Source organism: Mesorhizobium sp. 131-2-1, from assembly GCF_016756535.1.
GTDB lineage: Bacteria > Pseudomonadota > Alphaproteobacteria > Rhizobiales > Rhizobiaceae > Mesorhizobium.
Genome location: NZ_AP023247.1, coordinates 522,575 through 544,512 on the forward strand (window position 1 = coordinate 522,575; position 21,938 = coordinate 544,512).

Consider the following 21,938-nt stretch of genomic DNA (forward strand, 5'->3'; position numbering starts at 1 on the left):
CGGTGAGGGGCGGCACCTGCCTGCCAGCTTCGGCCGCCCCTCACCTGCCCGACGGCGCCTTCTCCTCGGAGGCAGGGAGAGACGCCTTCCCCCTCAACTCATCGCCATCAACTCATCCATTGGCCGCCATCGACATTGTAGGTCTGGGCGACGATGTATTCTGCTTCGTCGCTGGCCAGGAACACGGCCATGCCGGCGAGGTCTTCCGGCCTGCCCATGCGCCCATACGGCACGCCCTCGCCGACCAGCCGCCTCTTCTCGCCCTTCGGCCGGTTCTCGTATTTGGCAAACAGCGCATCGACGTGATCCCACATGTCGCTGTCGACGACGCCGGGCGCGATGCCGTTGACATTGATGCGGTGCTTGATCAGGTCGAGCCCGGCCGACTGGGTCAGCGAGATGACGGCAGCCTTGGTGGCGCAGTAGACGGCAACAAGTGGCTCGCCGCGCCGGCCGGCCTGGCTCGCGATGTTGATGATCCGGCCACCCTTGCCGCGCGCGATCATCGAGCGGGCGGCCGCCTGCAGCATGAACAGCGTGCCGGCGACATTGACCGTAAACAGCTTGTCGTAGCTCGTCCTCGATATCTCGACGATCGGCGCGAGGTCGAAAATGGCGGCGTTGTTGATCAGTATGTCGAGCCCGCCGGTCCTGGCCTCGACCGCCTTCACCGCCGCCTCGATGGAGGCCTGGTCGGTGACGTCGAGCTTCACGGCATAGGCCTTGTCGCCGATCCCGGCCGCCGTCCTTTCGGCGGCCTCCAGATCGATGTCGGCAACCGCCACCGTTGCACCCTCGCGCGCATAGGCTTCGGCGAAGGCCTTGCCGATGCCGCGCGCCGACCCGGTGATCAGCGCCGATTTGCCTTTCAGCCTCACCGGGCCATCGCCTTTCCGTCGGGGCCGAAGCGATGCAGCTTGGCCTGGTCGGGCGTCAGATAGATGGTGTCGCCATGACGGACGCCCAGCTCGCCATCGGCGCGCACCGTCAAGGTGCCGACGCCGTCGGCCTGGACATGCAGGAAGGTGTCGGAGCCGAGATGCTCGGCGACGCCGACGGTCGCCTTCCAGTCGCCCGCCGTGGTCGAGATGTTCATGTGCTCGGGGCGGATGCCGATGGTCTTGGCGCTATATTTCGCCGCCGGGGCGCCCTCTATCAGGTTCATCTTGGGCGAACCGATGAAGCCGGCGACGAACAGGTTCTTCGGTGTCTTGTAGAGCTCCATGGGCGAGCCGACCTGCTCGACATTGCCGGCATTGAGCACGACGATCTTGTCGGCCATGGTCATGGCCTCGACCTGGTCGTGGGTGACGTAGATCATCGTCGTCTTGAGCTGATGATGCAGCTCGCTGATCTCCAGCCGCATGGTACCGCGCAAGGCGGCGTCGAGATTGGACAGCGGTTCGTCGAAGAGGAACGCCGAAGGCTGGCGCACGATGGCGCGGCCGATGGCGACGCGCTGGCGTTGGCCGCCGGAGAGCTGGCCCGGCCGGCGTTCGAGATAGTTGGTGAGGTTCAGCACTCTGGCTGCGTCCTTCACCTTCCTGTCGATGGTCGCCTGGTCCTCGCCCGCCATCTTCAGCGGGAAGGCAATGTTCTTGGCGACCGTCATGTGCGGATAGAGCGCATAGGACTGGAACACCATGGCCAGCTTGCGCTTGGCCGGCGCCTCGCCGGTGACATCACGGCCGTCGATGTTGATGGTGCCGCCGCTGGTGTCCTCCAGCCCGGCGATCAGCCTCAGCAGCGTGGACTTGCCGCAACCGGACGGGCCGACGAACACGACGAACTCGCCATCCTCGATGACCAGGTCGATGTTCGGAATGATGGTCGTCGACCCAAAGGATTTGGAGACGTTCTTGAGCGTGATGTTTCCCATGGTTTCCTCCCGAGGGATTATTGTCCGTCGTCCGCCGCTTGCGGCGCCGCTTGTTATTTCACAGCACCAAATGTCAGGCCGCGCACCAGCTGCTTCTGACTGAACCAGCCCATGATCAGGATCGGCGCGATAGCCAGCGTCGAGGCCGCCGACAGCTTGGCCCAGAACAGGCCTTGCGGGCTGGAGAAGGAACTGATGAAGGCGGTGAGCGGGGCGGCTTCGGTGGTGGTCAGCCGGATCGTCCAGAACGCCTCGTTCCAGGCCAGGATGATGTTCAACAGCATGGTCGAGGCGATGCCCGGCACCGCCATCGGCGTCAGCACATAGACGATCTCGTTCCACAGCGAGGCACCGTCCATGCGCGCTGCTTCGAGGATCTCGCCCGGGATCTCGCGGAAATAGGTGTAGAGCATCCACACCACGATCGGCAGGTTGATCAGCATCAACATGACCATCAGGCCGATGCGGCTGTCGAGCAGGCCGGTGTCGCGGAAGATCAGGTAGATCGGGAACAGCACCGCCACCGCCGGCATCATCTTGGTGGACAGCATCCACATCAGGATGTCCTTGGTCCGCTTGCTCGGCGAGAAGGCCATCGACCATGCCGCCGGAATGGCGACGAGCAGGGCCAGGATGGTCGAGCCGACCGACAGGATCACCGAATTCAGGAAGAACTTGAAATAGCCGCTCTGCGCCTGGACCTCGGAATAGCTTTCCATGGTGCCCGATGGGATCAAGGCAAAGCCCTGGATCGCCTCCTGCTCCGACTTGAACGAGGTGATGATCGTATACAGAATCGGGAAGAAGATCAGCAGGGCGACGATCCAGGCGGCCGCGGTGGCGATCGTCTTGTGCTGGGTGGTGACTGCGCGAGCCATCTTGTCCTCCCTTACTTGTCCAGGTTCTTGCCGACCGCGCGCATGGCGAAGAAGGCGACGATGTTGGCGAGAATAACGGCGATCACGCCACCGGCGGATGCCTGGCCGATTTTGAACTCCAGCAGCGCCTTCTGGTAGACGAGGAAAGGCAGGTTGGTGGAGGCATAGCCCGGGCCGCCATTGGTGGTGACGAGGATCTCGGCATAGACCGAGAGCAGGAAGATCGTCTGGATCAGGATCACCACCGTGATGGCGCGCGACATGTGCGGCAGCGTCAGATAGATGAAGCGGCTGAGGAAGCCGGCGCCGTCCATCTCCGCCGCCTCCTTCTGCTCGCCGTCGAGCGACTGCAGCGAGGTCAACAGGATCAGCGTGGCAAATGGCAGCCATTGCCAGGCGACGATGATGATGATGGCGGTCAGCGGATGCTGCCCGAACCAGTCTATCGGCTGCCCGCCGAAGAAGCGCGCAATATCGGCGAAGACGCCGTACTGCGGATGCATGATCATGTTCTTCCACACCAGCGCCGCCACCGGCGGCATGACGAAGAAGGGCGAGATGACGAGGATGCGGACGATGCCTTGTCCCCACATCGGCTGATCGATGAGCATCGCCAGCAGGATGCCGCCGATCACCGTGATCAGAAGCACGCTGACGACGATGGTCAGCGTGTTGAGGATCGACTGCAGGAAGGCCGGGTTGGAATAGAACAGCGCGTAGTTGGAGAAGCCGACGAAACCGTCGCGGATCGGGTTGAGCGGATTGTACTGCTGGAAGGAGAACCACAGGGTGAGTGCCAGCGGCACGATCATCCAGACGAACAGCAGCACCACGGATGGCGCCATCATGAAACGGGCAAGCGAGCGGGTCTGCTGAGTAGCCATGACGGTCACCCTCCAAAGGTCAGCCAGATTTCAGAGTTGTGCCAGAATTCTCGAGATTGTGAAGGTGGCCGCCCGAACTGGGATTCGGGCGGCCAATGCCGGTCATGATGCGCTACCGGCGTTCGGCACCGGGAGGAGCCTTACTTGATATAACCGCCTTCGGTCATCGCCGCGGTGGCCGCATCCTGCGCCTGCTTCAGCGCGTCGTCGACGCTCGACTGACCGGCGAGGGCTGCCGAGAATAGCTGGCCGACCGTGGTGCCGAGCCCCTGGAATTCAGGAATGGCGACGAACTGCACGCCGACATAAGGCACCGGCTTGACGGTCGGATGCGTCGGATCGGCTGCATTGATGGAGTCCAGCGTCATCTTGGCGAAGGGCGCCGCCTTCTGGTACTCGGCATTGGCATAGAGCGAGGTGCGCGTTCCGGGCGGAACGTTGGCCCAGCCTTCCTTCGAAGCGACCAGTTCGGCGTAGTGCTTGCTGGTGGCCCATGACACGAACTTTTCGGCAGCATCGGCTTTCTGCGTGCCGGCGGGAACGGCCAGCGACCAGGCCCACAGCCAGTTGCCGCGCTTGCCGAGGCCGTTGTCGGGCGCCAGAGCGTAGCCGACCTTGTCGGCGACCGTGGAGTTCTTCGGATCGGAGACGAAGGAGGCAGCGACGGTGGCATCGATCCACATGCCGCACTTGCCCTGCTGGAACAGCGCCAGGTTCTCATTGAAGCCGTTGGACGAAGCGCCCTCCGGGCCGTCGGCCTTCATCAGGTCGACATAGAACTGCAGCGTGTTCTTCCATTCGGGCTGATCGAACTGTGGCTTCCAGTTCTCGTCGAACCAGCGCGCGCCGAAGGAGTTCGACATGGCGGTAAGGAAAGCCATGTTCTCACCCCAGCCGGCCTTGCCGCGCAGGCAGACGCCGTTCACGCCATTGGCGCGGTCGGTCATCTTGTCGGCGGCCTGCTTGATGAAGTCCCAGGTCGGCGCGTCGGGCATGGTCAGCCCGGCCTTCTCCATCAGGTCCTTGCGGTACATGACAAAGGAGCTCTCGCCGTAGAAGGGCGCGGCGTAGAGCTTGCCGTCGACCGAAAGGCCGCCGGCGATGGCCGGGATGATGTCCTTGGCGTCGTAGTCGTCGCCGAGCTTATCGAGCGGCAAGAGCCAGCTCTGCTTGGCCCAGATCGGAACCTCGTAGGTGCCGATGGTCATGACGTCGTACTGGCCGCCCTTGGTGGCGATGTCAGTGGTGACGCGCTCGCGTAGCACGTTTTCTTCAAGCGTGACCCAGTTCAGCTGGATGTCGGGGTTAGCCTTGGTGAAGTCGTCGGTCAGCTTCTGCATGCGGACCATATCGCCATTGTTGACGGTGGCGATGGTGATGGATTCGGCATGCGCGGCGAACGCGAGGGCGCTGGCCGACAACAGGCCCAGGGTGAGCGTGCGAAGTTTCATCAAATTCCTCCCATAAACCAAAGTGAGCATTTGCCTTGGCTGTGAGCAATTACTCACCTGGCGTGAATTATGTCAAGCCGGAATCGATGCTGCAGCGCAGCACAAATGGCCGTGCACTACCCTTCGAGGCACAGGGAGTCGCGTGAAGGCAGACCGGCAGGTTTTGCCGGCGCGCCGGGCTTTTTGGGGGAGTCAGTCTATTGGCAGGCGATCTCGGCCAGGATCCAGTCGCGGAAGGCGCGGATCTTCGGCACGTTGCGCCGCGCCGTCGGATAGACCAGCCAGTAGGCATGGCCATCGTCGCCGACGAGGTCGAAAGGCTGGATCAGGCGGCCGTCGGCGAGTTCGGCCTTGAACAGCGCTCTGGTCAGGATCGCCACGCCATGGCCGGCGATCGCCGCATTGGCCTCGTAGGCCTGCGCACCCATGCTGCTGCCCGGTCGCTTGGCAAGGTCGTGCGAGTGCACGCCGGCAGCCTCCAACCATTGTGTCCACCAGATATCGCCAGGATCGAGGATCGGCAGCCGCAGGAGATCGGCAGGTTCATTGACCCCGCCAATGCTCGCGGCGAGCTTCGGGCTGAGCATCGGCGTGAAATCGGCGTCGAGCAGTTTGTGCGCCTCCAGGCCCGGCCATTTGCCGCCGCCCGAGCGGATGGCGAGATCGACATCTTCGCGCGCGAAATCGGTCAGGCGGCTCGACGTATCGAGCCGCACGGCAAGTGCGGGATGGGCGATCTGGAACGAGCCCAGATGCTGCGCCAGCCAGTTCGAGGCAAAGGTCAGCACCGTGGTTACGCACAGCAGGCCGTCGGCGCCGCCACGCGCGGCGGCGTAGGCCTGCCCCAGAATGGCAAAGGCCTCGCTGACGGCGGGCGCCAGGCGCTGACCGGGCCCGGTCAGTTCGATCTGCTTGGGACGGCGCAGGAACAAAGGCGCGCCAATGCGCTCCTCGAGCAGCTTGATCTGGTAACTCGCGGCGGCCTGGGTCATGCCGAGTTCCTGCGCTGCCCTGGTGAAGGAGAGATGCCGAGCCACGGCTTCGAACACGCGGATCGCCTGCAGTGGCGGCAGCGGCGCGAGCTGCGGGGAGCTCAGATCGGGCATAAAACCTCCTTATGGGTCATGATCGAGGTTTGATTGGAAGCGCGAAGCTGCCAACCCGATATTTGGGGTTCGACGATCAAAGCAGTTCAAGAATAGCGAAGGCTGACGATCATGACCACGGTCCAGGAAAAGCTCGTTTCGACCCCGGCGCACGGCTGGTTTTCCCTGTTGGCGCGCGAATTCTTGCGGTTTGCCGGCCGCAGGCGCAACTATGTCGATGTCCGGGACCTGTCGCCGCATCTGCAGCGCGACATGGGTTTTCTTGACGGCAACGACCCAAGCGGGCGCCACGAATAGCCGTCCAGATTTTATCGACCGTCAGCTGGCCAGCAGGGCGGCCGCGGTCCGCTCATCGGTGATGAGGCCGTTGACCAGCCGCCGGTTCACGGCCGCGAGAATGCCCGGCAGCTTGCGCTCGCCCATGGCAAGCGCGATGACCAGCGACTTCTCGCGCGACGGCAGCGCCGCCGAGGAGACGCGGTCGTTGGTGATGCCTTCGATCATGCGGCCTTCGCGGTCGAACACCCAGCCGACGATCTCGGCGATGCCGCCAGCCTTCTGCAGCGACTTCAACTCGGCCTCGGAAATGAAGCCGTCTTCATAGAGCGGAGCCTTGGTTCCGAGATCGCCGATGCCGACGAAGGTGACGTCGGCTTCCGCCGCCAGCGCCAGCGTCGGCTGGATCATTGGCTGGCTGAGCAGCATGTCGCGCTCCTCCGGCGAGGAGGCGATGACCGGCAGCGGCATCGGGAAGGACCGCGCCTTGACCCGGTCCGCCATGGTGAAGATGACGTTGTAGAAGGCGGCCGAGCCGTCCGGCGAGATGTTGCCGGTCAATGACACCACCTTGTGCTGGGGGCATTCCATCGGCGGCAGTTGCTCGATCGCCGCCTTCAGCGTGCGCCCGGTGCCGATCGCCATGACGATGGGGGTGGGCGAGCGCAGCCGCCGCTCGATCTCGGCCGCGGCGGCCTCGGCGACGCCGATCGTCGTCGAGGATGAGGTGGGATCGCTCGGCACTACTTCGACCAGATCGAGCGCGAAGCGCGATTTGAGCCGCGCCGAAAGGTCGAGGCAATTGGCGATCGGATGGTCGACGCGCACCTTGATCAGCCCTTCCGAGACCGCCAGCGACACCAGCCGCTGCGCCGTCTGCCGCGAAATGCCGAGCGTGGCGGCGATCTGGTCCTGCGTGTTGCCGGCAACATAATAGAGCCAGCCGGCGCGCGCCGCGTCGTCCAACCGGTTGCTGCCGCTGTCCTGCCGCGAATTCACGTCCTGCCTCCCAAACCGCCCAACGGGGAACGGATACCCTAGCTTACAAGGGGAATGCGGCAAGGCGCAATTGTCTATCGACAGGGCAATTGCCAACGTCCTCTATCCGGCCCGGAGCGAGGACGATCGCTTCGACGGCGGCATTTCCCCGGCAGCAAGGGGAGGTTTCGCGCTGCCAAGCGGACCAGGATCGCCGGCTTGACGGTTTATCTCGGCGCGCAAACCGATTAAGGGGATCGGCAAAGGAGCCTTGCATGACGCCGAAAGCGGTTTTCTGGGATATGGACGGGACGCTGGTCGACAGCGAGCCGCTGCACGAGGCGGCGCTGGTAGCGGCGCTGCGCAGCGTCGGCATCGCGCCGCCGACCAATCTGCACGAGCGGGTGCTGGGCGTGGCCGCATGGCCGGTCTACGAGATGCTGCGCGACGAGTTCGGCCTCGACCTGCCCTTCGACGACTGGATCGTGCGCAAATACGATCACTATCTGCCGTTGGCCGAGACGCTGAAGCCGCGTCCGGGCGCGATCGAGATCTTCAACGAATTGCGCGAACGCGGCGTGCAGCAGGCGGTGGTCTCCAATTCCGACAGGCTGATCGTCGATGCCAATCTGCGCGCCGTCGGCCTGATCTATCCCGGCATGAGGACGATCAGCCGAAACGACGTGCGTGAAGGCAAGCCGTACCCCGAACCGTTCCTGCGGGCCGCGCATCTGGCAGAGGTCGATCCGGCCCAGGCCGTAGCGGTCGACGACAGCATTACCGGCGCCATGGCCGGCCTGGCGGCCGGCATGCGCACGATGTTCTGGCCGGAAGCGCCGATGGCGGGGCCGCCGGGGGCCATCGTCATCAACAGCGCGGACGAACTGCGCAAAGAGCTCGGGCTGTAAGGCTCTTAGCTGCGCATGATCTTGTCCGAACCGCAGGTCAGCGAAGCAAAAACCGGTTCCCGCTTATCGCTGGCGCGGACGTTCGGTTCGGGATCATGCTCTAGTTCCGGTAGACCGGTTCCTGCTCGTCGAGGATCGCCTTCAGTTCGGCTAGGTGGCGTTCAGCCTGGCCGGGATAGTCGTTCGCCTCCGCCGCGGTCTTCTCGGCGATGGCGTCGGACAGGGTGCGCAACGGCCGGCCGGTCCACAGCGCCTTGATGTAGGTCTCGGCGGCGCGCTCGAAATAGAACATCCGGTTGAACGTGTCGGCGACGGTGTCGCCGATGACCAGTACACCGTGGTTGCCCATGACCATCACCTTGACCTTCGGATCGGTCAGAAGCTGCGAGCAGCGCTCGCCCTCCTCATCGAAGGCCAGCCCGCCATAATTGGCGTCGACGACATGGCGGTTGAAAAACGTCGCCGAGTTCTGGTCGATCGGTGGCAGGCGGGAGTCGGCCAGCGACGCGAGCACGGTGGCGTGGATCGAATGCACGTGCATGACGCAACGCGCGTGCGGCACGTTGCGGTGGATGGCGCCATGCAGGCCCCAGGCCGTCGGGTCCGGTGCGTTGGGGCCGGAGAGCGTCTCAGGATCGTTGGCATCGATCAGCAGCAGGTCGCTCGCCTTGATGCGCGAGAAATGCACCTGGTTGGGATTCATCAGGAATCTGGTGCCGTCATCGTTGACGGCCAGCGAGAAGTGGTTGGCCACCGCCTCGTGCATGTCGAGCCGCGCCGTCCAGCGGAAGGCACAGGCGAGGTCGACCCGCTCCTCGTAGAAGGGCAGGTTGGTCAGCGGTTCCTTCTGCAGGCGGGCGATGCTCATCGAAAATCCTCCGGTTTTGGCGAGAATGCCGCGCGCCAGGCCGGCCAGCAACGGCAAACTGATGGGTCAGGCCGCCGTGCGCGCCGACTGCAGGCCGCCATGCTCGACGATGAAGTCGATCACCTCCCGCAGGCCCTTGCCGCGCGACAGGTCGGTGAAGCCGAACGGCCGCTTGCCGCGCATGCGGGCGGCGTCGCTCTCCATCACGTCGAGGTTGACGTTCACATAGGGCGCCAGATCGCTCTTGTTGATGATGAGGAAGTCGGAACGGGTGATGGCGGGGCCGCCCTTCCTCGGGATCTCCTCGCCCTGGCAGACCGAAATCACGTAGAGCGTGAGATCGGCAAGGTCGGGCGAGAAGGTGGCGGCGAGATTGTCGCCGCCGGATTCGATGAAGATGATGTCGAGATCGGGGAATTTCCGGTTCAGCTCGGCGATCGCCTGCAGATTGATCGAGGCGTCCTCGCGGATGGCGGTGTGCGGGCAGCCGCCCGTCTCGACGCCGACGATGCGCTCCTCCGGCAGCGCCTGCAGGCGGGCCAGCATCATGGCGTCTTCCCTGGTGTAGATGTCGTTGGTGACGACGGCGATGGAGAAGTCGTCGCGCAGTGCCTTGCAGAGCTTTTCGGTGAGCGTGGTCTTGCCGGAACCGACAGGGCCGCCGATGCCGATGCGAAGGGGACCATTGGCCTGGGTCATGCGGAAAACTCCGTGATGGCGAGGATTGCGAAGCCTGCCCCGATCAGCAGGCAGAGTGGCGAATAGAGGCTGACGTCGAGCCGCGCGAAAGGTTGCTCGGGCGTCAATCGACGCCACCAGGGCGTGAAGCCGGCGATGCCGCGCCCGAGGAAGACCAGCGCGATGAGCAGCGAAGTGGCGGCAAGGCCCGCCTTGGGAAAGGGCGAGGCGAAAACACCCTCGAGCGCCAGCGGCCAGAGCGTGGCCAGGCCAAGGCAGGCGGCGACCGCAAAGCTTGCGCCTGGCGACGGCATCTCGTCGACGCCGCGGAAGCCGACGACGGCACGGGCGCAGGATTTGGCATCCGTGCCCGGCCAGATGCCGCCGATGCCCCAATAGACATGCAGCGCGGTGATGATGAGCAGAACGAGCGAGAGCGCGAAGGCGAGCACGATCATGAGCGGAACAGCCGGGAATATTGGGTTTCGTGCCGCATCGCCATGACGTCGGAGACGAAGGCGCAGCCGCCGAGATCGCCGAGCGAGGAGACCGCCGCGCGGGTGGCCGTCGTCAACGCCAGCGGTTCGAAGCCGGCTAACAATGCGGTGGCGTCGACCTGGCCGACGACGCCGAGCCGGATCGCGGCCTGCACAAGATTGGAGAAGAAGGCCTGCAGGAAGGCGGAGAGCGAGTCTGCCAGGCTGATGCCGTGGCCGCCGGCGACGGCGCCGACCGCGACGCAGTATGCGCAGTCGGCTGGCAGGCGCTCCAGTACCGGGCTTGGCCAGGCCGAGGCGGCCTTGAGGAAGGCAGCACCCTGCAACATGGTCTCGGCATGGCGCTCGCGCGAGCCGGCGAGCGCCTCGGCAAGTATTGCGACTTCGTTGAGATCGCCAGCGTCGCCGGCGCGCCGCCAGGCTTCGGCGAACAGCACGGCGTCGTTCCAGCCCGACCCCATCTCGACCAGCGTCTCCAGCCAAGCCGCAAGGCTTTGCCGGTCGGCCACCAGACCGTCATGGACGGCGCGTTCGAGGCCATGGCTGTAGGAGAAGCCGCCGACCGGAAAGGCCGGCGACAGCCATACCATCAGCCGGAGCAGGGCGATGCCGGATGGCTGCTCAGTCATGGTGGTGGTGATGGTGGTCCTCATCGTGCGAATGGGAATGGCTGTGCGCGTGGCTGTGCGAATGCTCGCCGCCATGCGCATGGGAGTGCGCTTCGGCATGGCTGTGCGCGTGGCCATGATCGTGGCCACCATGGCCGGAATAGGCGCCGCGCACCGGCTTGAACGGCTCGGAAACCTCGCTCACCGTGGCGCCCAGCCCTTCCAGCATCGCCTTGATGACATGGTCGCGCAGGATGAGGATGCGGCCCGCCTCGATCGCCGCTGCGAGGTGACGGTTGCCGATGTGCCAGGCGAGCTCGGTGAGATGCACGGCATCGCGGGCGCGGATGTCGTAGACCTCTTCGGGTGCTGCGACGATTTCAAGCTGGCGGCCATCCTCCAGCACCAGCCGGTCGCCATTGTTCAGCGCGACAGGTTCGGGCAGGTCGACCAGCACCTTGTCGCCGCCCTCGGTCTCGATGGCGCGGCGGCGCAGGTGGCGCTCGTCATGGGCAAGCACGGCCCTGGCATAGGGGGCGGCCGCTCCGGCTGCGCCGGCGGCAAGCACGGAGACCGCGCGCGGGAACTTGGTGAAATCGGTGTTGATGTTCAGTTTCATCTCATGGCTCCGCCATTGGCTTGCGCCCTCGCACGCGCCGGACGCGACAGCACGCGTTCGAAATATGCGTCGACGCGCCCGGAGTCGATCGGGAATCTGCCGGCTCGCGCCCAGGCACCCATGTCGCCGAGCAGTACGTCGACAGCGGAAAAGCGGTCGCCCAGCGCGAAGGGTTTTTCGCCAAGCCGGCGGTCGAGCGCCTTGACCTCCGTGGCGAAGTCATGAGCCGCGGCGGGGCCGACATCGACCCGGACCTCCTTCGGCAACAGAAAGCGGTGGCGCAATTTGTTCCACAGCGGCGCCTCGAATTCAGACTGGGCAAAATGCATCCAGGAATCCATCTCGGCACGGCCGGCGAGACCCGGGTTGGCGCCCATGCCCTTGTCCGCATGCTTGTCGGCCAGATAGACGCAGATCGCCGCCGAATCCGTCACCTTGAGGTCGCCGTCGATCAGGATCGGCACCTTGCCGGACGGGTTCAGCGCGTAGGCTTCGGGCGAGCGCAGCTTGACCTCGACGAATTCATAGGGCTGCCCGAGTTCCTCGAGCATCCAGAGCACGCGACTGACCCTGGATCCGCGCGACCCGACGGCCTTGTACATGGTTCGATCCTGCATTTTCTGAAACCCTAGCCCATTGCCACGTTGAGCCCAATGGCACTCAGACGATGGTGTCGAAGAGCCGCAGGATGAACGATACCTGATAGATCAGCGTGACGGCGACGAAGGCGACGTGGAAGCGGCGGTCGCGCACCAGGATGGCCGCGATGCAAAGGCCGACGAAAACCGGCGTGCGGATCAGATATTCGTGGCCGTAGCGGGCGAAATGCTGCTTCCCCTTGAGCAGCGTGTCGATCACGTCGAGCAGGTAGGTGGTGCCCAGCAGGCCGAAGAACCAGGCGCGGCGCGAATAGAAATAGTCCTCGTAGCTGGTGTAATCGAGCATCGAATCCGGAAACAGCAGCGCGCAGAGCAGGAACAGCGTGACGGCATAGAAGATGATGAAAAGGTACTTGCCGAAGGTCCAGGTCGCCAGCGTGTAGAGGCCGAATTCCCACCACCAGAAATGCACCAGCAGCAACAGCATCGAGCCGACCCAGGCCAGGTGCACTGGATAGAGCTTGTATTGCCCGGGATGCTGGACGAGGCGGGCGACCCCCGACAGAAGCCGGGTGACGCCAAGGCCGATGACCATGCCCATGACGATGCGGATATGCGGGAAGACGTCGTGGGGGGAGGCTATTTCGGTGGCCATGCCTGATCACTATGCGGCTTTTCATGCGCCGCATATTGCGGCGTCCGGGTGCCCGCCGCAACGCATTTTGCCCGGTCGATCGAACTGCCGGGGTCAGAACAGGAAATACCTTTGCGCCATCGGCAGCACGGTCGCCGGCTCGCAGGTCAAAAGCTCGCCGTCGGCGCGCACCTCATAGGTCTCGGGATCGACCTCGACATGAGGCGTGGCGTCGTTGAGCACCATGGAGTGCTTGCCGATGCCGCCGCGCGTGTTCTCGACCGCGACCATCGCCTTGTCGACGCCGAGCCTCTCTTGCAGGCCGGCATCGAGCGCGGCCTTCGAGACGAAGGTCACCGAGGAGTTGGTCAGCGCCTTGCCGAAGGCGCCGAACATCGGCCGGTAGTGCATCGGCTGCGGCGTCGGGATCGAGGCGTTGGGATCGCCCATCGGCGCGGCGGCGATCGAGCCGCCGACCAGCACCATCTCCGGCTTGACGCCGAAGAAAGCCGGGTTCCACAGCACCAGATCGGCGCGTTTTCCGACCGCCACCGAGCCGATCTCCTTCGACAGGCCGTGGGCGATGGCCGGATTGATGGTGTATTTGGCGATGTAGCGGCGAACGCGGAAATTGTCGTTGTCGCCGGTCTCTTCAGGCAACGCGCCACGCTGCCGCTTCATCTTGTCTGCCGTCTGCCAGCAGCGGATCGCCACCTCGCCGACGCGGCCCATGGCCTGGCTGTCGGACGAGATGATCGAGAAGGCGCCGAGGTCGTGCAGGATGTCCTCGGCCGCGATGGTTTCCTTGCGGATGCGGCTTTCGGCAAAGGCGATGTCCTCGGGGATCGACGGCGACAAATGATGGCAGACCATCAGCATGTCGAGATGCTCGGCCAGCGTGTTGACCGTGTAGGGCCTTGTCGGGTTGGTCGAGGACGGGATGACGTTGGGCAGGCCGCAGACCTTGATGATGTCGGGCGCATGGCCGCCGCCGGCGCCCTCGGTGTGGAAGGCATGAATGGTGCGGCCCTTAATGGCAGCGACGGTGTTCTCGACGAAGCCCGACTCGTTCAACGTGTCGGTGTGGATCATCACCTGCACGTCATAGGCGTCGGCGACCGACAGGCAGCAGTCGATGGCGGCCGGCGTCGTGCCCCAGTCCTCGTGCAGCTTCAGCGAGCAGGCGCCGGCAAGCACCATCTCTTCCAGCCCCGCCGGCAGCGAGGCGTTGCCCTTGCCGGAGAGGCCGATGTTCATCGGGAAGGCGTCGAAGGACTGGATCATGCGCGCCATGTGCCACGGTCCCGGCGTGCAGGTGGTGGCCAAGGTGCCATGCGCCGGACCGGTGCCGCCGCCGAGCATGGTGGTGATGCCGCTCATCAGCGCTTCCTCGATCTGCTGCGGGCAGATGAAGTGGATATGCGCGTCGAAGCCGCCGGCGGTGAGGATCTTGCCTTCGCCGGCGATAATCTCGGTGCCGGGGCCGATGATGATGGTGACGCCGTCCTGCATGTCCGGATTACCGGCCTTGCCGATTGCCGCGATGCGGCCGTCCCTGAGGCCGATATCGGCCTTGAAGATGCCGGCGGAGGCGTCGATCACCAGGGCGTTGGTGATGACGGTATCGACCGCGCCCTGCGCGCGCGACACCTGGCTCTGGCCCATGCCGTCGCGGATGACCTTACCGCCGCCGAACTTCACCTCCTCGCCATGGAGGGTAAAATCCTTCTCGACCTCGATGATCAGTTCGGTGTCGGCGAGCCGCACCTTGTCGCCGACCGTGGGGCCGTACATCTGCGCATAGGCGGCGCGGGTAATTCTAGCCATCAGCATTTGCTCCCGAAAAGCGGCTTGGTCGATGGCGGGCTCCACATTGGCGCCATCCTATGGTCACGCAATGACCCGCCTGGCGACACCTTGTGTTCCCATTTGGCGGTTGAGGTGGGCGAGTCACCCCGAAACGACCGTTTGCCAAATCGATGGAAGGAATCTCCATGCGCAAAACGACACTTCTTGCAGCAGCAGCCGGCCTGGCACTGGCGAGCGCAGCCCATGCCCAGCAACAGCCGGCGCCGACCCAGCCGCCGACCGCTCCCGCCGCGCCCAGCGCGCAGCCGGCCGTGCCGACGATCCAGAGCGTCAATATCGTCGACATCACGGAGCTGCCCAAGGACACCCAGACGCAGGTCAACCAGGTGATCGCCCAGCGCGGCGAAGCCGGCCTGCAGAAACTGCGCAGCTCGATCGACGCGACGCCCAAGGTGAAGTCGGCGCTGCAAGCCAAGGGGCTCACTTCGGCGCAAGTGGTCGCCGCCAGCATGAACACCGCCGGCGCGCTGACGCTGATCACCAAGAAAGCGAGCTGACGCCGTGCCGTGGCGGGCCGGCACCTGGCCCGCCCACGGCACCGAAGAGGGAACCATCGCCGGGCGGGAACCGTTTCGTTCTTTTCGCGCTGCACCGCGTCCCGAAGCGATCCCCCTCAGGAGCGAGCGATGGCGATGAACCCCTATTCCGCTACGACGCTGCGATACGCCGCCACGATGGCGCTTGTCCTGGCGACCGCTCCCCTTGCCGGGCTTAACGCGCAAGAGCTCGAATCGAGCGAGACGGTCGACCGGATCGTCAGCTCGCAGGTCAAGCTGGAAGAAGCCAGGACCACCGCCGAGGCCGGGAAGGTTGCCAGCGCGATCGACCGGACCCGCGAGAACATCGGCATGGTGCGCAAGACCTCCAAGCTCGACAAGGTCGACATTGTGTTCCTCACCGACGCGGCGCGCAGCGAAGGCGGCCCGCCGCCGGCGATCGAGAGCAAGATCGAGCAACACCGCGACGATATCGCGGAGCTGCGCAAGGAGATCGAAGCCAACGCGCTGCTGTTCAACGCCATCGACTCGCGGCGCGTGCAGGCCGAGGACGTTGTCGCCGTCGCGTTCGACGATCCGGGAAAGGTCGTCATCTATGCGGCGGCCAAGCCGCCGGGCTGAGCCGAAGGCGCGGGATGGACCGACAGCTCCAGGCGCCATTGGCGTCACAGCTTGCCCATCACCTTCTGCTGGAAGCCGTAGACTTCGCGTTTTCCCCCGAGCGGCACCAGCGTGACGTCGCGCTCCTGCCCCGGCTCGAAGCGGATCGCAGTGCCGGCGGCGATGTCGAGGCGCATGCCCCTGGCGGCCTCGCGGTCGAATTTCAGCCCTTCATTGGTCTCGAAGAAATGATAGTGGCTGCCGACCTGGATCGGCCGGTCGCCGCTGTTGGCGACTTTCAGCGTCACCGTCGGCAGGCCCTTGTTGAGTTCGATATCGCCTTTGGCGGTTATGATTTCGCCGGGGATCATCGCGAACCTCACAGCACGCCGAAGACGAGGCCGGGGCCGACCGCCGCGCAAGCGGCGCCGGCGGCGCGGGCAAGGCCGCGAAAGCGCGCACCGAGGCCGAGCGCCGCAGCGATACCGGTGGCATGAAGCAGCGCGGTGGCGACGGCAAAGCCAGCCATATAGTCCAGCCCGCCCGCATTTTCGGGCACTTCCGTGCCATGGGCGTGGCCATGGAAGAGCGCGAACAGGCCGATGATGGCGACACCGGCCGCGACAGGCAGGTCGACAGCCAGCGCGACCAGCAGGCCAAGCGCCACGACCGAGGCAAGAATGCCCGGCTCGACCAAGGGCACCGGCACATTCAGCATGCCGAGCGCGCCGCCTACCAGCATGACGCCGACGAAGGCCAGCGGCCACGCCCATATCGCCTTGCCGCCCTTGAGCGCCGCCCAGAGGCCGACCGCGATCATCACCGTCATATGGTCGAGGCCGGACAGCGGATGCATGAAGCCGGCCGCGAAGGAAGAGGTCGTGCCGACGCCGACATGGGCATAGGCGGGCATCGCCGCTGCCAGCAGCAGGATGGTGGCCAGCATGGTGCGTTTCGTCGAAGCTGATATCATCGTCATGCCTTCTCTGTGGATCGTCAGGCGGCCTTGCGGGGGCCGCAGCCCTCGGCCTTGAGCACGCGTTTGGTGGAAGCCGGGTACTTCTTCAGCATCGCCGCCGGCCGGATCGGACGCGGCGAGAAATTGCCGCCGCAGTTCGGGCAAACGCCGCCAAGCACGTTCTCAGCGCAATCCGCGCAGAAGGTGCATTCGAAGGTGCAGATCAGCGCGTCCGTCGCCTCCGGCGGCAGGTCCTTGTCGCAGCATTCGCAGTTCGGGCGCAGCTCCAGCATTTTCCTGCCTCACCGGATCGGTTCGTGCACGGTCACCAGCTTGGTGCCGTCGGGAAATGTCGCCTCCACCTGCACGTCGTGGATCATCTCGGCGATGCCGTCCATCACCTGCGCGCGGGTGACGACATGGGCGCCGGCCTCCATCAGCTCGGCGACCGGGCGGCCGTCGCGGGCGCCTTCGACGACGAAATCGGTGATCAGCGCGATCGCTTCCGGGTGATTGAGCTTGACGCCGCGTTCCAGCCGCTTGCGCGCCACGATCGCCGCCATGGCGATGAGCAGCTTGTCCTTTTCCCTCGGCGTCAGGTTCATGCGTCTTCCCGGATTGGCGTATTCGGACTCAGAGTGACCACAATTTGGGCAGGCCCGCCCGCCCATTGAGCAATTCCACGAGCGGAACCAGCCGCTTGCGGAGCCGGTAGCCGTCCTCGGCGAACAGCCTCGCAAGAAGCTTGCCAGATCGGTTGACAGTCCAGACGCTGACGCCGCCCGCATCGCCGATGATGGCGCGCGCCGGATCGAGAAAGGCCTCGGCCCGCGGCGAGACCAGCAGCAGCGTCGCGATCGCGACGGCGCCGCCGGCGACGGCCGGACGGCCAAGCGCGGCGGCGATATCGGGCCCGATGCGGAAATCCTCGGCGTGAACGAGAGCGCCGTCCTGGCGGACACGCCAGCGGTCGTGGAAATTGCCGTCCGTCGTCCTTTCGCCCATGGCCAGGCGGCCGAAGACGGTGGCCTCGAGCAACAGCGCCTCGGCGCCGGCGGCAAGCTCGACGTCGAGCTCGCGGGCAAAGGCAGCCCGGTCGAAGACGATGGTTTCCTGCGGCAGCCAGGCGAGGCGCGCACCCGCGCCGACATCGAGCTTCACGCGCATTTCGGCGCGGTCGGAGGCGGCGCGGTAGATCTTTTCGCAGGCCTGTGTGGTGATCGAAGCCGAGGCGCCGGGGCCGACTTCCACCTGCCAGGCGAGGCGGTCACCGCCGGTCAGGCCGCCGGCGGTGTTGATCAGCACGGCTTCAAGCGGATCCGCCGATACGGCCGGCATGCGGATCTTGGCCGACCCATCCTGATAAAGGCGCGCAAGCCGGGACCGGCCGTCCTTCCTGCCGCAGAAAAGCCTGGCTGTGCCGGCAACACGCTGTGCGGCCGGCGCTGGCGTCGGGAGAGTTGTCACAATGCCCATGCCGCCAACGTTAAGCACTCCGGCGGCTTTGTCGATATATAGCTTGTTGCTTGACAGCGTTTCGGTTTCTATAGAGGGAGCCACCTTGGAACGGTCATGCACGCCCGGCGAGGCATGAAGCGACAACAAAGACGCGTATCCGGGGACAACGGGGCGCTGATCGATTGGCGTCGGGAAACGACAGAGTTTGGGGAAGAGACCGAATGGCTGATCAGCTGGCGACGGACATCATCGCGAAGATCAAGGCTCATGCCGAGCCCGGCGGCGAGGAAATCACCACCAGCACCGAATTGACCTCGCTGGGCATCCATTCGCTGGAACTGACCGAGATCATCTTCGATCTCGAGGAACAGTACGGCATCGAGATCGAGATGAACACGGTCGATGCCTGGAGCAATCTGAAGAATGTCGGCGACATGGTCGAGGCGGTTCGCGCGCTGATTGCGAAAAAAGCCTGACCGCATGCTGAAGCGCGTCGTCATTACCGGCATCGGCGGACTCTGCGGTCTTGGCACCAATGCCTCCGCCATCTGGAGCGAAATGCGCGCCGGCCGCTCGGCAATCGGTGCGATCGACAATCCGCTGCTGCACGACCTGAAGGTCAAGATCGGCTGCGAGATCAAGGAGCTGCCCGAGCACGGCATCGACCGCAAGCAGCTCGTATCGATGGATCGCTTCAGCCTTCTGGCGGTGATCGCGGCACGCGAAGCCATGCAGCAATCCGGACTGGCCACGCATGCCGACAATACTTACCGGATGGGCACGATCGTCGGTGTCGGCGTCTGCGGCTTCGAGGCGATCGAGGAGAACTACCGCGCCATCCTGATCGACAAGAAGAACCGCGCCGGCATCTTCACGGTGCCGAAGGTGATGCCGGGCGCCGCCTCGGGCCAGGTCAGCATGAATCTCGGCCTGCGCGGGCCGGTCTTCGGCGTCACCTCGGCCTGCTCGTCGGCCAACCACGCCATCGCCTCGGCCGTCGACCAGATCCGGCTCGGCCGCGCCGACGTCATGGTCGCCGGCGGCACCGACGCGCCGCTGGTCTGGGGCGTGCTGAAGGGCTGGGAGGCACTGCGCGTGCTGTCGCCCGAGACTTGCCGGCCGTTCTCGGCCGACCGCCAGGGCCTGGTGCTTGGCGAAGGCGCCGGCATGGCGGTTCTGGAATGCTATGACCATGCGATGGCGCGCGGCGCCACCATCCTTGCCGAAATCGCCGGCGCCGGTCTCTCCGCCGACGCCTCCGACATCGTGGCGCCGACCGTCGAAGGGCCGGAAGCGGCGATGCGCTTCTGCCTTGCCGATGCCGGCCTCAATCCGGAGGATGTCGACTATCTCAACGCGCATGGCACCGGCACCAAGGCCAACGATCAGATCGAGACGGCGGCGATCAAGCGCGTCTTCGGCGAGCACGCGCACGCGCTTTCCATCTCCTCGACCAAGTCGATGCATGCGCATTGCCTGGGCGCTTCGGGCGGGCTGGAGATGATCGCCTGCGTCATGGCGATCCGCGAAGGCATCGTGCCGCCGACCGCGAATTTCCGCGAAGCGGACCCCGATTGCGATCTCGACGTGACGCCGAACGTCGCGCGCGAACGCAAAGTGCGCACCGCGATCAGCAACGGCTTCGCCTTTGGCGGCACCAATGCGGTGCTGGCGTTCAAGGCGGTCTGACCGCGCCGATACCCGCCGGCTCATTTTTCGCTGACGATCCGTGCCCGCGAAACCGTGGCCGGCATATTGATCGAGGCGAACCGCGCGCCTAACTCTTGGCGACCCGCCACTACTCGCGCCGTTCAGCGTGCATTCCCCGTCCAGGAGCTTTCGATGACCGACCTGTCCGCCTTTCCGATCGCCACGCGCTGGCCGGCCAAGCATCCCGACCGCATCCAGCTCTATTCATGGCCGACGCCCAATGGCGTGAAAATATCGATCGCGCTGGAGGAAATCGGCCTGCCCTACGAGCCGCATCCGGTGAATATCGGCAAGAACGAGAGCTGGACGCCGGAATTCCTGTCGCTCAACCCCAACGGCAAGATACCGGCGATGATCGATCCGAACGGCCCCGGCGGAAAGCCGATCGGCCTGTTCGAATCCGGTGCCATCCTGCTTTACCTTGCCGACAAGACCGGCAAGCTGATCCCCGCCGACCCCGTGCGGCGCTACGAGACGATCCAGTGGGTGTTCTTCCAGATGGCGGCGATCGGGCCGATCTTCGGCCAGGTCGGCTTCTTCAACAAGTTCGCTGGGCGCGAGATCGCCGACAAGCGGCCGCTGGAGCGCTACCGCGACGAATCGCGGCGGCTGATCGGCGTGCTCGAAACCAGGCTAAAGGGCCGCAGCTGGATCATGGACGACGATTACACCATCGCCGACATCTCGATGCTCGGCTGGGTGCGCAACCTGATTGGCTTCTATGAAGCGCGCGAGCTCGTCGGCTTCGACGACTTTCCGATCGTGGCGGCATGGCTGGAGCGCGGACTGGCGCGGCCGGCGGTGCAGAAGGGGCTCACCATCCCCGCCAAGGGCTGATCCGGCAAGCCCGCACGGATCTCCGCCGGTTATCTAGGCCCTGCTATTTGGCCTTGGCTTTGGCGCCGCCCCTGCCAAGCATCGAGGCGGCAAGCCGGGCGGTGGCGACCACGGCTCCGGTTGCAATGCTTGCCACGGTGCGGATCGGGCCGGATTTGCTCGCCGCCTGCTTATGAGGCTTGGCGGCCTTCGCGGCGACCTTGTGCATCGCGCCCGGCACCACTTTCTTCGGCGCCGCCTTGCCGAACGCCGGCTTGGCGTCCTTGGAGCGCTCGGCTATCGCCGGGCCAGCGCCAGCCTTCGCCTGGGTGGCCTTGGCCAAAACAGCCTTGCCCTTGACGGGTTTTCTTGTCTTGGTTGCCATCGGACGGGTCCTTCACACGACACAATCGGGGTGTCGGCATAACGACCGGAAAGTCTTAAGGTTCCCCTTTGAAATTGCGGCAAATTATGCCGGTTCGCCGATGACGAGATCGGCCACCCGCCGCCGCGCCAGCACGCGGTCGATGTTGGGCATGTCGTTTGAGGCGATCCAGGCGCGGGCATCCTCGTCGGTGCGGCCATGACCACGCCAGCGCTCCATCAGGCGGCGTTCGAGCTCGTTGCGCGGCACGTCGACGAAGATGGTGAAGTCGAACAGGGGCGCCAGCCGCGACCACGGCTCCTCGTCGAGCAGCAGATAATTGCCCTCGACTAGGATGAACTTGGTGTCGGCGCTGATGATTTCGGCTGCGGCGCGCGACAGTTCCATGCTGCGGTCGAACACGGGAATGGCAATGTCCGGTTCGCCCGAACGGACGCGCTTCAGAAGCGTCTCGAAGCCGGCGAAATCGAAGGTTTCCGGCGCGCCCTTGCGCGAGCGTAGGCCACGGCGGTTGAGAACGATGTCGTCAAAGTGGAAGCCGTCCATTGGCACGACTTCGGAAGCGCCTTCCGGCAACAGCTCATGCAGCCTGCCGGACAGCGTCGACTTGCCGGCGCCGGGCGGGCCGGCGATGGCGACGATGAAGCGCTTGGCCTTGCCGGCGCGCTTGAAGATGGCGGCTGTGATATGGGCGATCTCGGACATCGGCGCCTTTCCGGTAGCGATTTTCGGCCGCATCTTGGCGGCAGTCGGCGGAAATTTCAAACCCGCAGAGGATGCCT

General features: G+C 65.0%; 29 protein-coding genes. 7 read left to right on the forward strand and 22 right to left on the reverse strand.

The genetic code is table 11. The features are described from left to right. Positions 1-107: 107 nt before the first annotated feature. The 6 genes from JG743_RS02395 to JG743_RS02420 form a co-directional block, all read right to left on the reverse strand. A complete protein-coding gene (locus JG743_RS02395; protein WP_202297862.1) occupies positions 108-878 on the reverse strand; it encodes an L-iditol 2-dehydrogenase in 771 nt (256 codons plus the stop codon). Beyond that, a complete protein-coding gene (locus JG743_RS02400) occupies positions 875-1,879 on the reverse strand; it encodes an ABC transporter ATP-binding protein (protein WP_202297864.1) in 1,005 nt (334 codons plus the stop codon). The genes JG743_RS02395 and JG743_RS02400 overlap by 4 nt, the downstream gene beginning before the upstream one ends. A gap of 53 nt (positions 1,880-1,932) precedes the next feature. Continuing rightward, positions 1,933-2,757 carry a carbohydrate ABC transporter permease gene (locus JG743_RS02405; RefSeq protein ID WP_202297867.1) on the reverse strand — a complete coding sequence of 275 codons (825 nt, stop codon included), beginning with the start codon at positions 2,755-2,757 and terminating at the stop codon, positions 1,933-1,935. An 11-nt stretch (positions 2,758-2,768) separates the two neighbouring features. Next, complete coding sequence (locus JG743_RS02410; RefSeq protein WP_202297869.1) at positions 2,769-3,641, reverse strand: carbohydrate ABC transporter permease; 873 nt, start codon at positions 3,639-3,641, stop codon at positions 2,769-2,771. A 140-nt stretch (positions 3,642-3,781) separates the two neighbouring features. Next, a complete protein-coding gene (locus JG743_RS02415) occupies positions 3,782-5,092 on the reverse strand; it encodes an ABC transporter substrate-binding protein (RefSeq protein WP_202297871.1) in 1,311 nt (436 codons plus the stop codon). A 197-nt stretch (positions 5,093-5,289) separates the two neighbouring features. Further along, on the reverse strand, positions 5,290-6,198 hold the full coding sequence (locus JG743_RS02420) for a LysR substrate-binding domain-containing protein (RefSeq protein ID WP_202297872.1): 909 nt from the start codon (positions 6,196-6,198) through the stop codon (positions 5,290-5,292). Between the two features lie 111 nt (positions 6,199-6,309). On the opposite strand from JG743_RS02420, the gene JG743_RS02425 reads away from it, so the two are divergent. After that, positions 6,310-6,495 (forward strand): hypothetical protein, encoded by a 186-nt coding sequence (locus JG743_RS02425; RefSeq protein ID WP_202297874.1) that lies wholly within the window; start codon positions 6,310-6,312, stop codon positions 6,493-6,495. Positions 6,496-6,516: 21 nt separating this feature from the next. On the opposite strand, the gene JG743_RS02430 is transcribed toward JG743_RS02425, so the two are convergent. Then, on the reverse strand, positions 6,517-7,473 hold the full coding sequence (locus JG743_RS02430; protein ID WP_202297876.1) for a sugar-binding transcriptional regulator: 957 nt from the start codon (positions 7,471-7,473) through the stop codon (positions 6,517-6,519). A gap of 254 nt (positions 7,474-7,727) precedes the next feature. Between JG743_RS02430 and JG743_RS02435 the strand changes: the two genes are divergently transcribed. Beyond that, on the forward strand, positions 7,728-8,360 hold the full coding sequence (locus tag JG743_RS02435; RefSeq protein ID WP_202297878.1) for an HAD family hydrolase: 633 nt from the start codon (positions 7,728-7,730) through the stop codon (positions 8,358-8,360). Between the two features lie 100 nt (positions 8,361-8,460). Here the strand turns inward: JG743_RS02435 and JG743_RS02440 are convergent, their stop codons facing one another. The 8 genes from JG743_RS02440 to ureC form a co-directional block, all read right to left on the reverse strand. Next, on the reverse strand, positions 8,461-9,228 hold the full coding sequence (locus JG743_RS02440) for a class II aldolase and adducin N-terminal domain-containing protein (RefSeq protein WP_202297880.1): 768 nt from the start codon (positions 9,226-9,228) through the stop codon (positions 8,461-8,463). A gap of 66 nt (positions 9,229-9,294) precedes the next feature. Then, the gene (gene ureG / locus JG743_RS02445) at positions 9,295-9,927 is read right to left on the reverse strand and encodes an urease accessory protein UreG (RefSeq protein WP_202297882.1); all 633 of its coding nucleotides are present in this window, start codon (positions 9,925-9,927) and stop codon (positions 9,295-9,297) included. After that, entirely contained in the window at positions 9,924-10,364 is a 441-nt protein-coding gene (locus JG743_RS02450) for a DUF3995 domain-containing protein (RefSeq protein ID WP_202297885.1), read from the reverse strand. Before JG743_RS02450 ends, ureG begins: the two co-directional genes overlap by 4 nt. Then, a complete protein-coding gene (locus JG743_RS02455) occupies positions 10,361-11,032 on the reverse strand; it encodes an urease accessory protein UreF (protein ID WP_446720899.1) in 672 nt (223 codons plus the stop codon). The genes JG743_RS02450 and JG743_RS02455 overlap by 4 nt, the downstream gene beginning before the upstream one ends. Beyond that, positions 11,025-11,630 (reverse strand): urease accessory protein UreE, encoded by a 606-nt coding sequence (gene ureE / locus JG743_RS02460; RefSeq protein ID WP_202297889.1) that lies wholly within the window; start codon positions 11,628-11,630, stop codon positions 11,025-11,027. The genes JG743_RS02455 and ureE overlap by 8 nt, the downstream gene beginning before the upstream one ends. Next, on the reverse strand, positions 11,627-12,232 hold the full coding sequence (locus JG743_RS02465; protein ID WP_202297891.1) for a glutathione S-transferase family protein: 606 nt from the start codon (positions 12,230-12,232) through the stop codon (positions 11,627-11,629). The genes ureE and JG743_RS02465 overlap by 4 nt, the downstream gene beginning before the upstream one ends. Before the next feature lie 58 nt (positions 12,233-12,290). Beyond that, positions 12,291-12,884 carry a hypothetical protein gene (locus JG743_RS02470; RefSeq protein ID WP_202297893.1) on the reverse strand — a complete coding sequence of 198 codons (594 nt, stop codon included), beginning with the start codon at positions 12,882-12,884 and terminating at the stop codon, positions 12,291-12,293. Positions 12,885-12,977: 93 nt separating this feature from the next. Next, entirely contained in the window at positions 12,978-14,690 is a 1,713-nt protein-coding gene (gene ureC / locus JG743_RS02475; protein WP_446720884.1) for an urease subunit alpha, read from the reverse strand. Positions 14,691-14,857: 167 nt separating this feature from the next. Between ureC and JG743_RS02480 the strand changes: the two genes are divergently transcribed. Then, the gene (locus JG743_RS02480) at positions 14,858-15,229 is read left to right on the forward strand and encodes a hypothetical protein (RefSeq protein WP_202297895.1); all 372 of its coding nucleotides are present in this window, start codon (positions 14,858-14,860) and stop codon (positions 15,227-15,229) included. Positions 15,230-15,358: 129 nt separating this feature from the next. Next, positions 15,359-15,850 (forward strand): hypothetical protein, encoded by a 492-nt coding sequence (locus JG743_RS02485; RefSeq protein ID WP_202297897.1) that lies wholly within the window; start codon positions 15,359-15,361, stop codon positions 15,848-15,850. A 44-nt stretch (positions 15,851-15,894) separates the two neighbouring features. On the opposite strand, the gene JG743_RS02490 is transcribed toward JG743_RS02485, so the two are convergent. The 5 genes from JG743_RS02490 to JG743_RS02510 are packed head-to-tail and all read right to left on the reverse strand — an operon-like array spanning position 15,895 to position 18,263. Beyond that, positions 15,895-16,200 (reverse strand): urease subunit beta, encoded by a 306-nt coding sequence (locus JG743_RS02490; RefSeq protein WP_202297905.1) that lies wholly within the window; start codon positions 16,198-16,200, stop codon positions 15,895-15,897. 8 nt (positions 16,201-16,208) lie between these two features. Next, positions 16,209-16,802 carry a HupE/UreJ family protein gene (locus JG743_RS02495; protein ID WP_202302399.1) on the reverse strand — a complete coding sequence of 198 codons (594 nt, stop codon included), beginning with the start codon at positions 16,800-16,802 and terminating at the stop codon, positions 16,209-16,211. 23 nt (positions 16,803-16,825) lie between these two features. Beyond that, positions 16,826-17,080, reverse strand: a complete 255-nt coding sequence (locus JG743_RS02500) for a DUF1272 domain-containing protein (protein ID WP_202297907.1) — start codon at positions 17,078-17,080, stop codon at positions 16,826-16,828. Between the two features lie 9 nt (positions 17,081-17,089). After that, positions 17,090-17,392 carry an urease subunit gamma gene (locus JG743_RS02505; RefSeq protein ID WP_095805092.1) on the reverse strand — a complete coding sequence of 101 codons (303 nt, stop codon included), beginning with the start codon at positions 17,390-17,392 and terminating at the stop codon, positions 17,090-17,092. A 28-nt stretch (positions 17,393-17,420) separates the two neighbouring features. Continuing rightward, positions 17,421-18,263 carry an urease accessory protein UreD gene (locus tag JG743_RS02510; protein ID WP_202297909.1) on the reverse strand — a complete coding sequence of 281 codons (843 nt, stop codon included), beginning with the start codon at positions 18,261-18,263 and terminating at the stop codon, positions 17,421-17,423. A 203-nt stretch (positions 18,264-18,466) separates the two neighbouring features. Here JG743_RS02510 and JG743_RS02515 point away from each other — a divergent pair, with 203 nt between their 5' ends. From JG743_RS02515 to JG743_RS02525, 3 genes are all read left to right on the forward strand, one after another. Continuing rightward, entirely contained in the window at positions 18,467-18,721 is a 255-nt protein-coding gene (locus tag JG743_RS02515) for an acyl carrier protein (protein ID WP_095491223.1), read from the forward strand. A 4-nt stretch (positions 18,722-18,725) separates the two neighbouring features. Next, the gene (locus JG743_RS02520; RefSeq protein WP_202297910.1) at positions 18,726-19,934 is read left to right on the forward strand and encodes a beta-ketoacyl-[acyl-carrier-protein] synthase family protein; all 1,209 of its coding nucleotides are present in this window, start codon (positions 18,726-18,728) and stop codon (positions 19,932-19,934) included. A gap of 153 nt (positions 19,935-20,087) precedes the next feature. Further along, positions 20,088-20,792 carry a glutathione S-transferase family protein gene (locus tag JG743_RS02525; protein ID WP_202297911.1) on the forward strand — a complete coding sequence of 235 codons (705 nt, stop codon included), beginning with the start codon at positions 20,088-20,090 and terminating at the stop codon, positions 20,790-20,792. A 43-nt stretch (positions 20,793-20,835) separates the two neighbouring features. On the opposite strand, the gene JG743_RS02530 is transcribed toward JG743_RS02525, so the two are convergent. After that, positions 20,836-21,156, reverse strand: a complete 321-nt coding sequence (locus JG743_RS02530) for a hypothetical protein (protein ID WP_202297912.1) — start codon at positions 21,154-21,156, stop codon at positions 20,836-20,838. Positions 21,157-21,240: 84 nt separating this feature from the next. Next, a complete protein-coding gene (locus JG743_RS02535) occupies positions 21,241-21,861 on the reverse strand; it encodes a nucleoside triphosphate hydrolase (protein ID WP_202297913.1) in 621 nt (206 codons plus the stop codon). Positions 21,862-21,938: the final 77 nt, after the last annotated feature.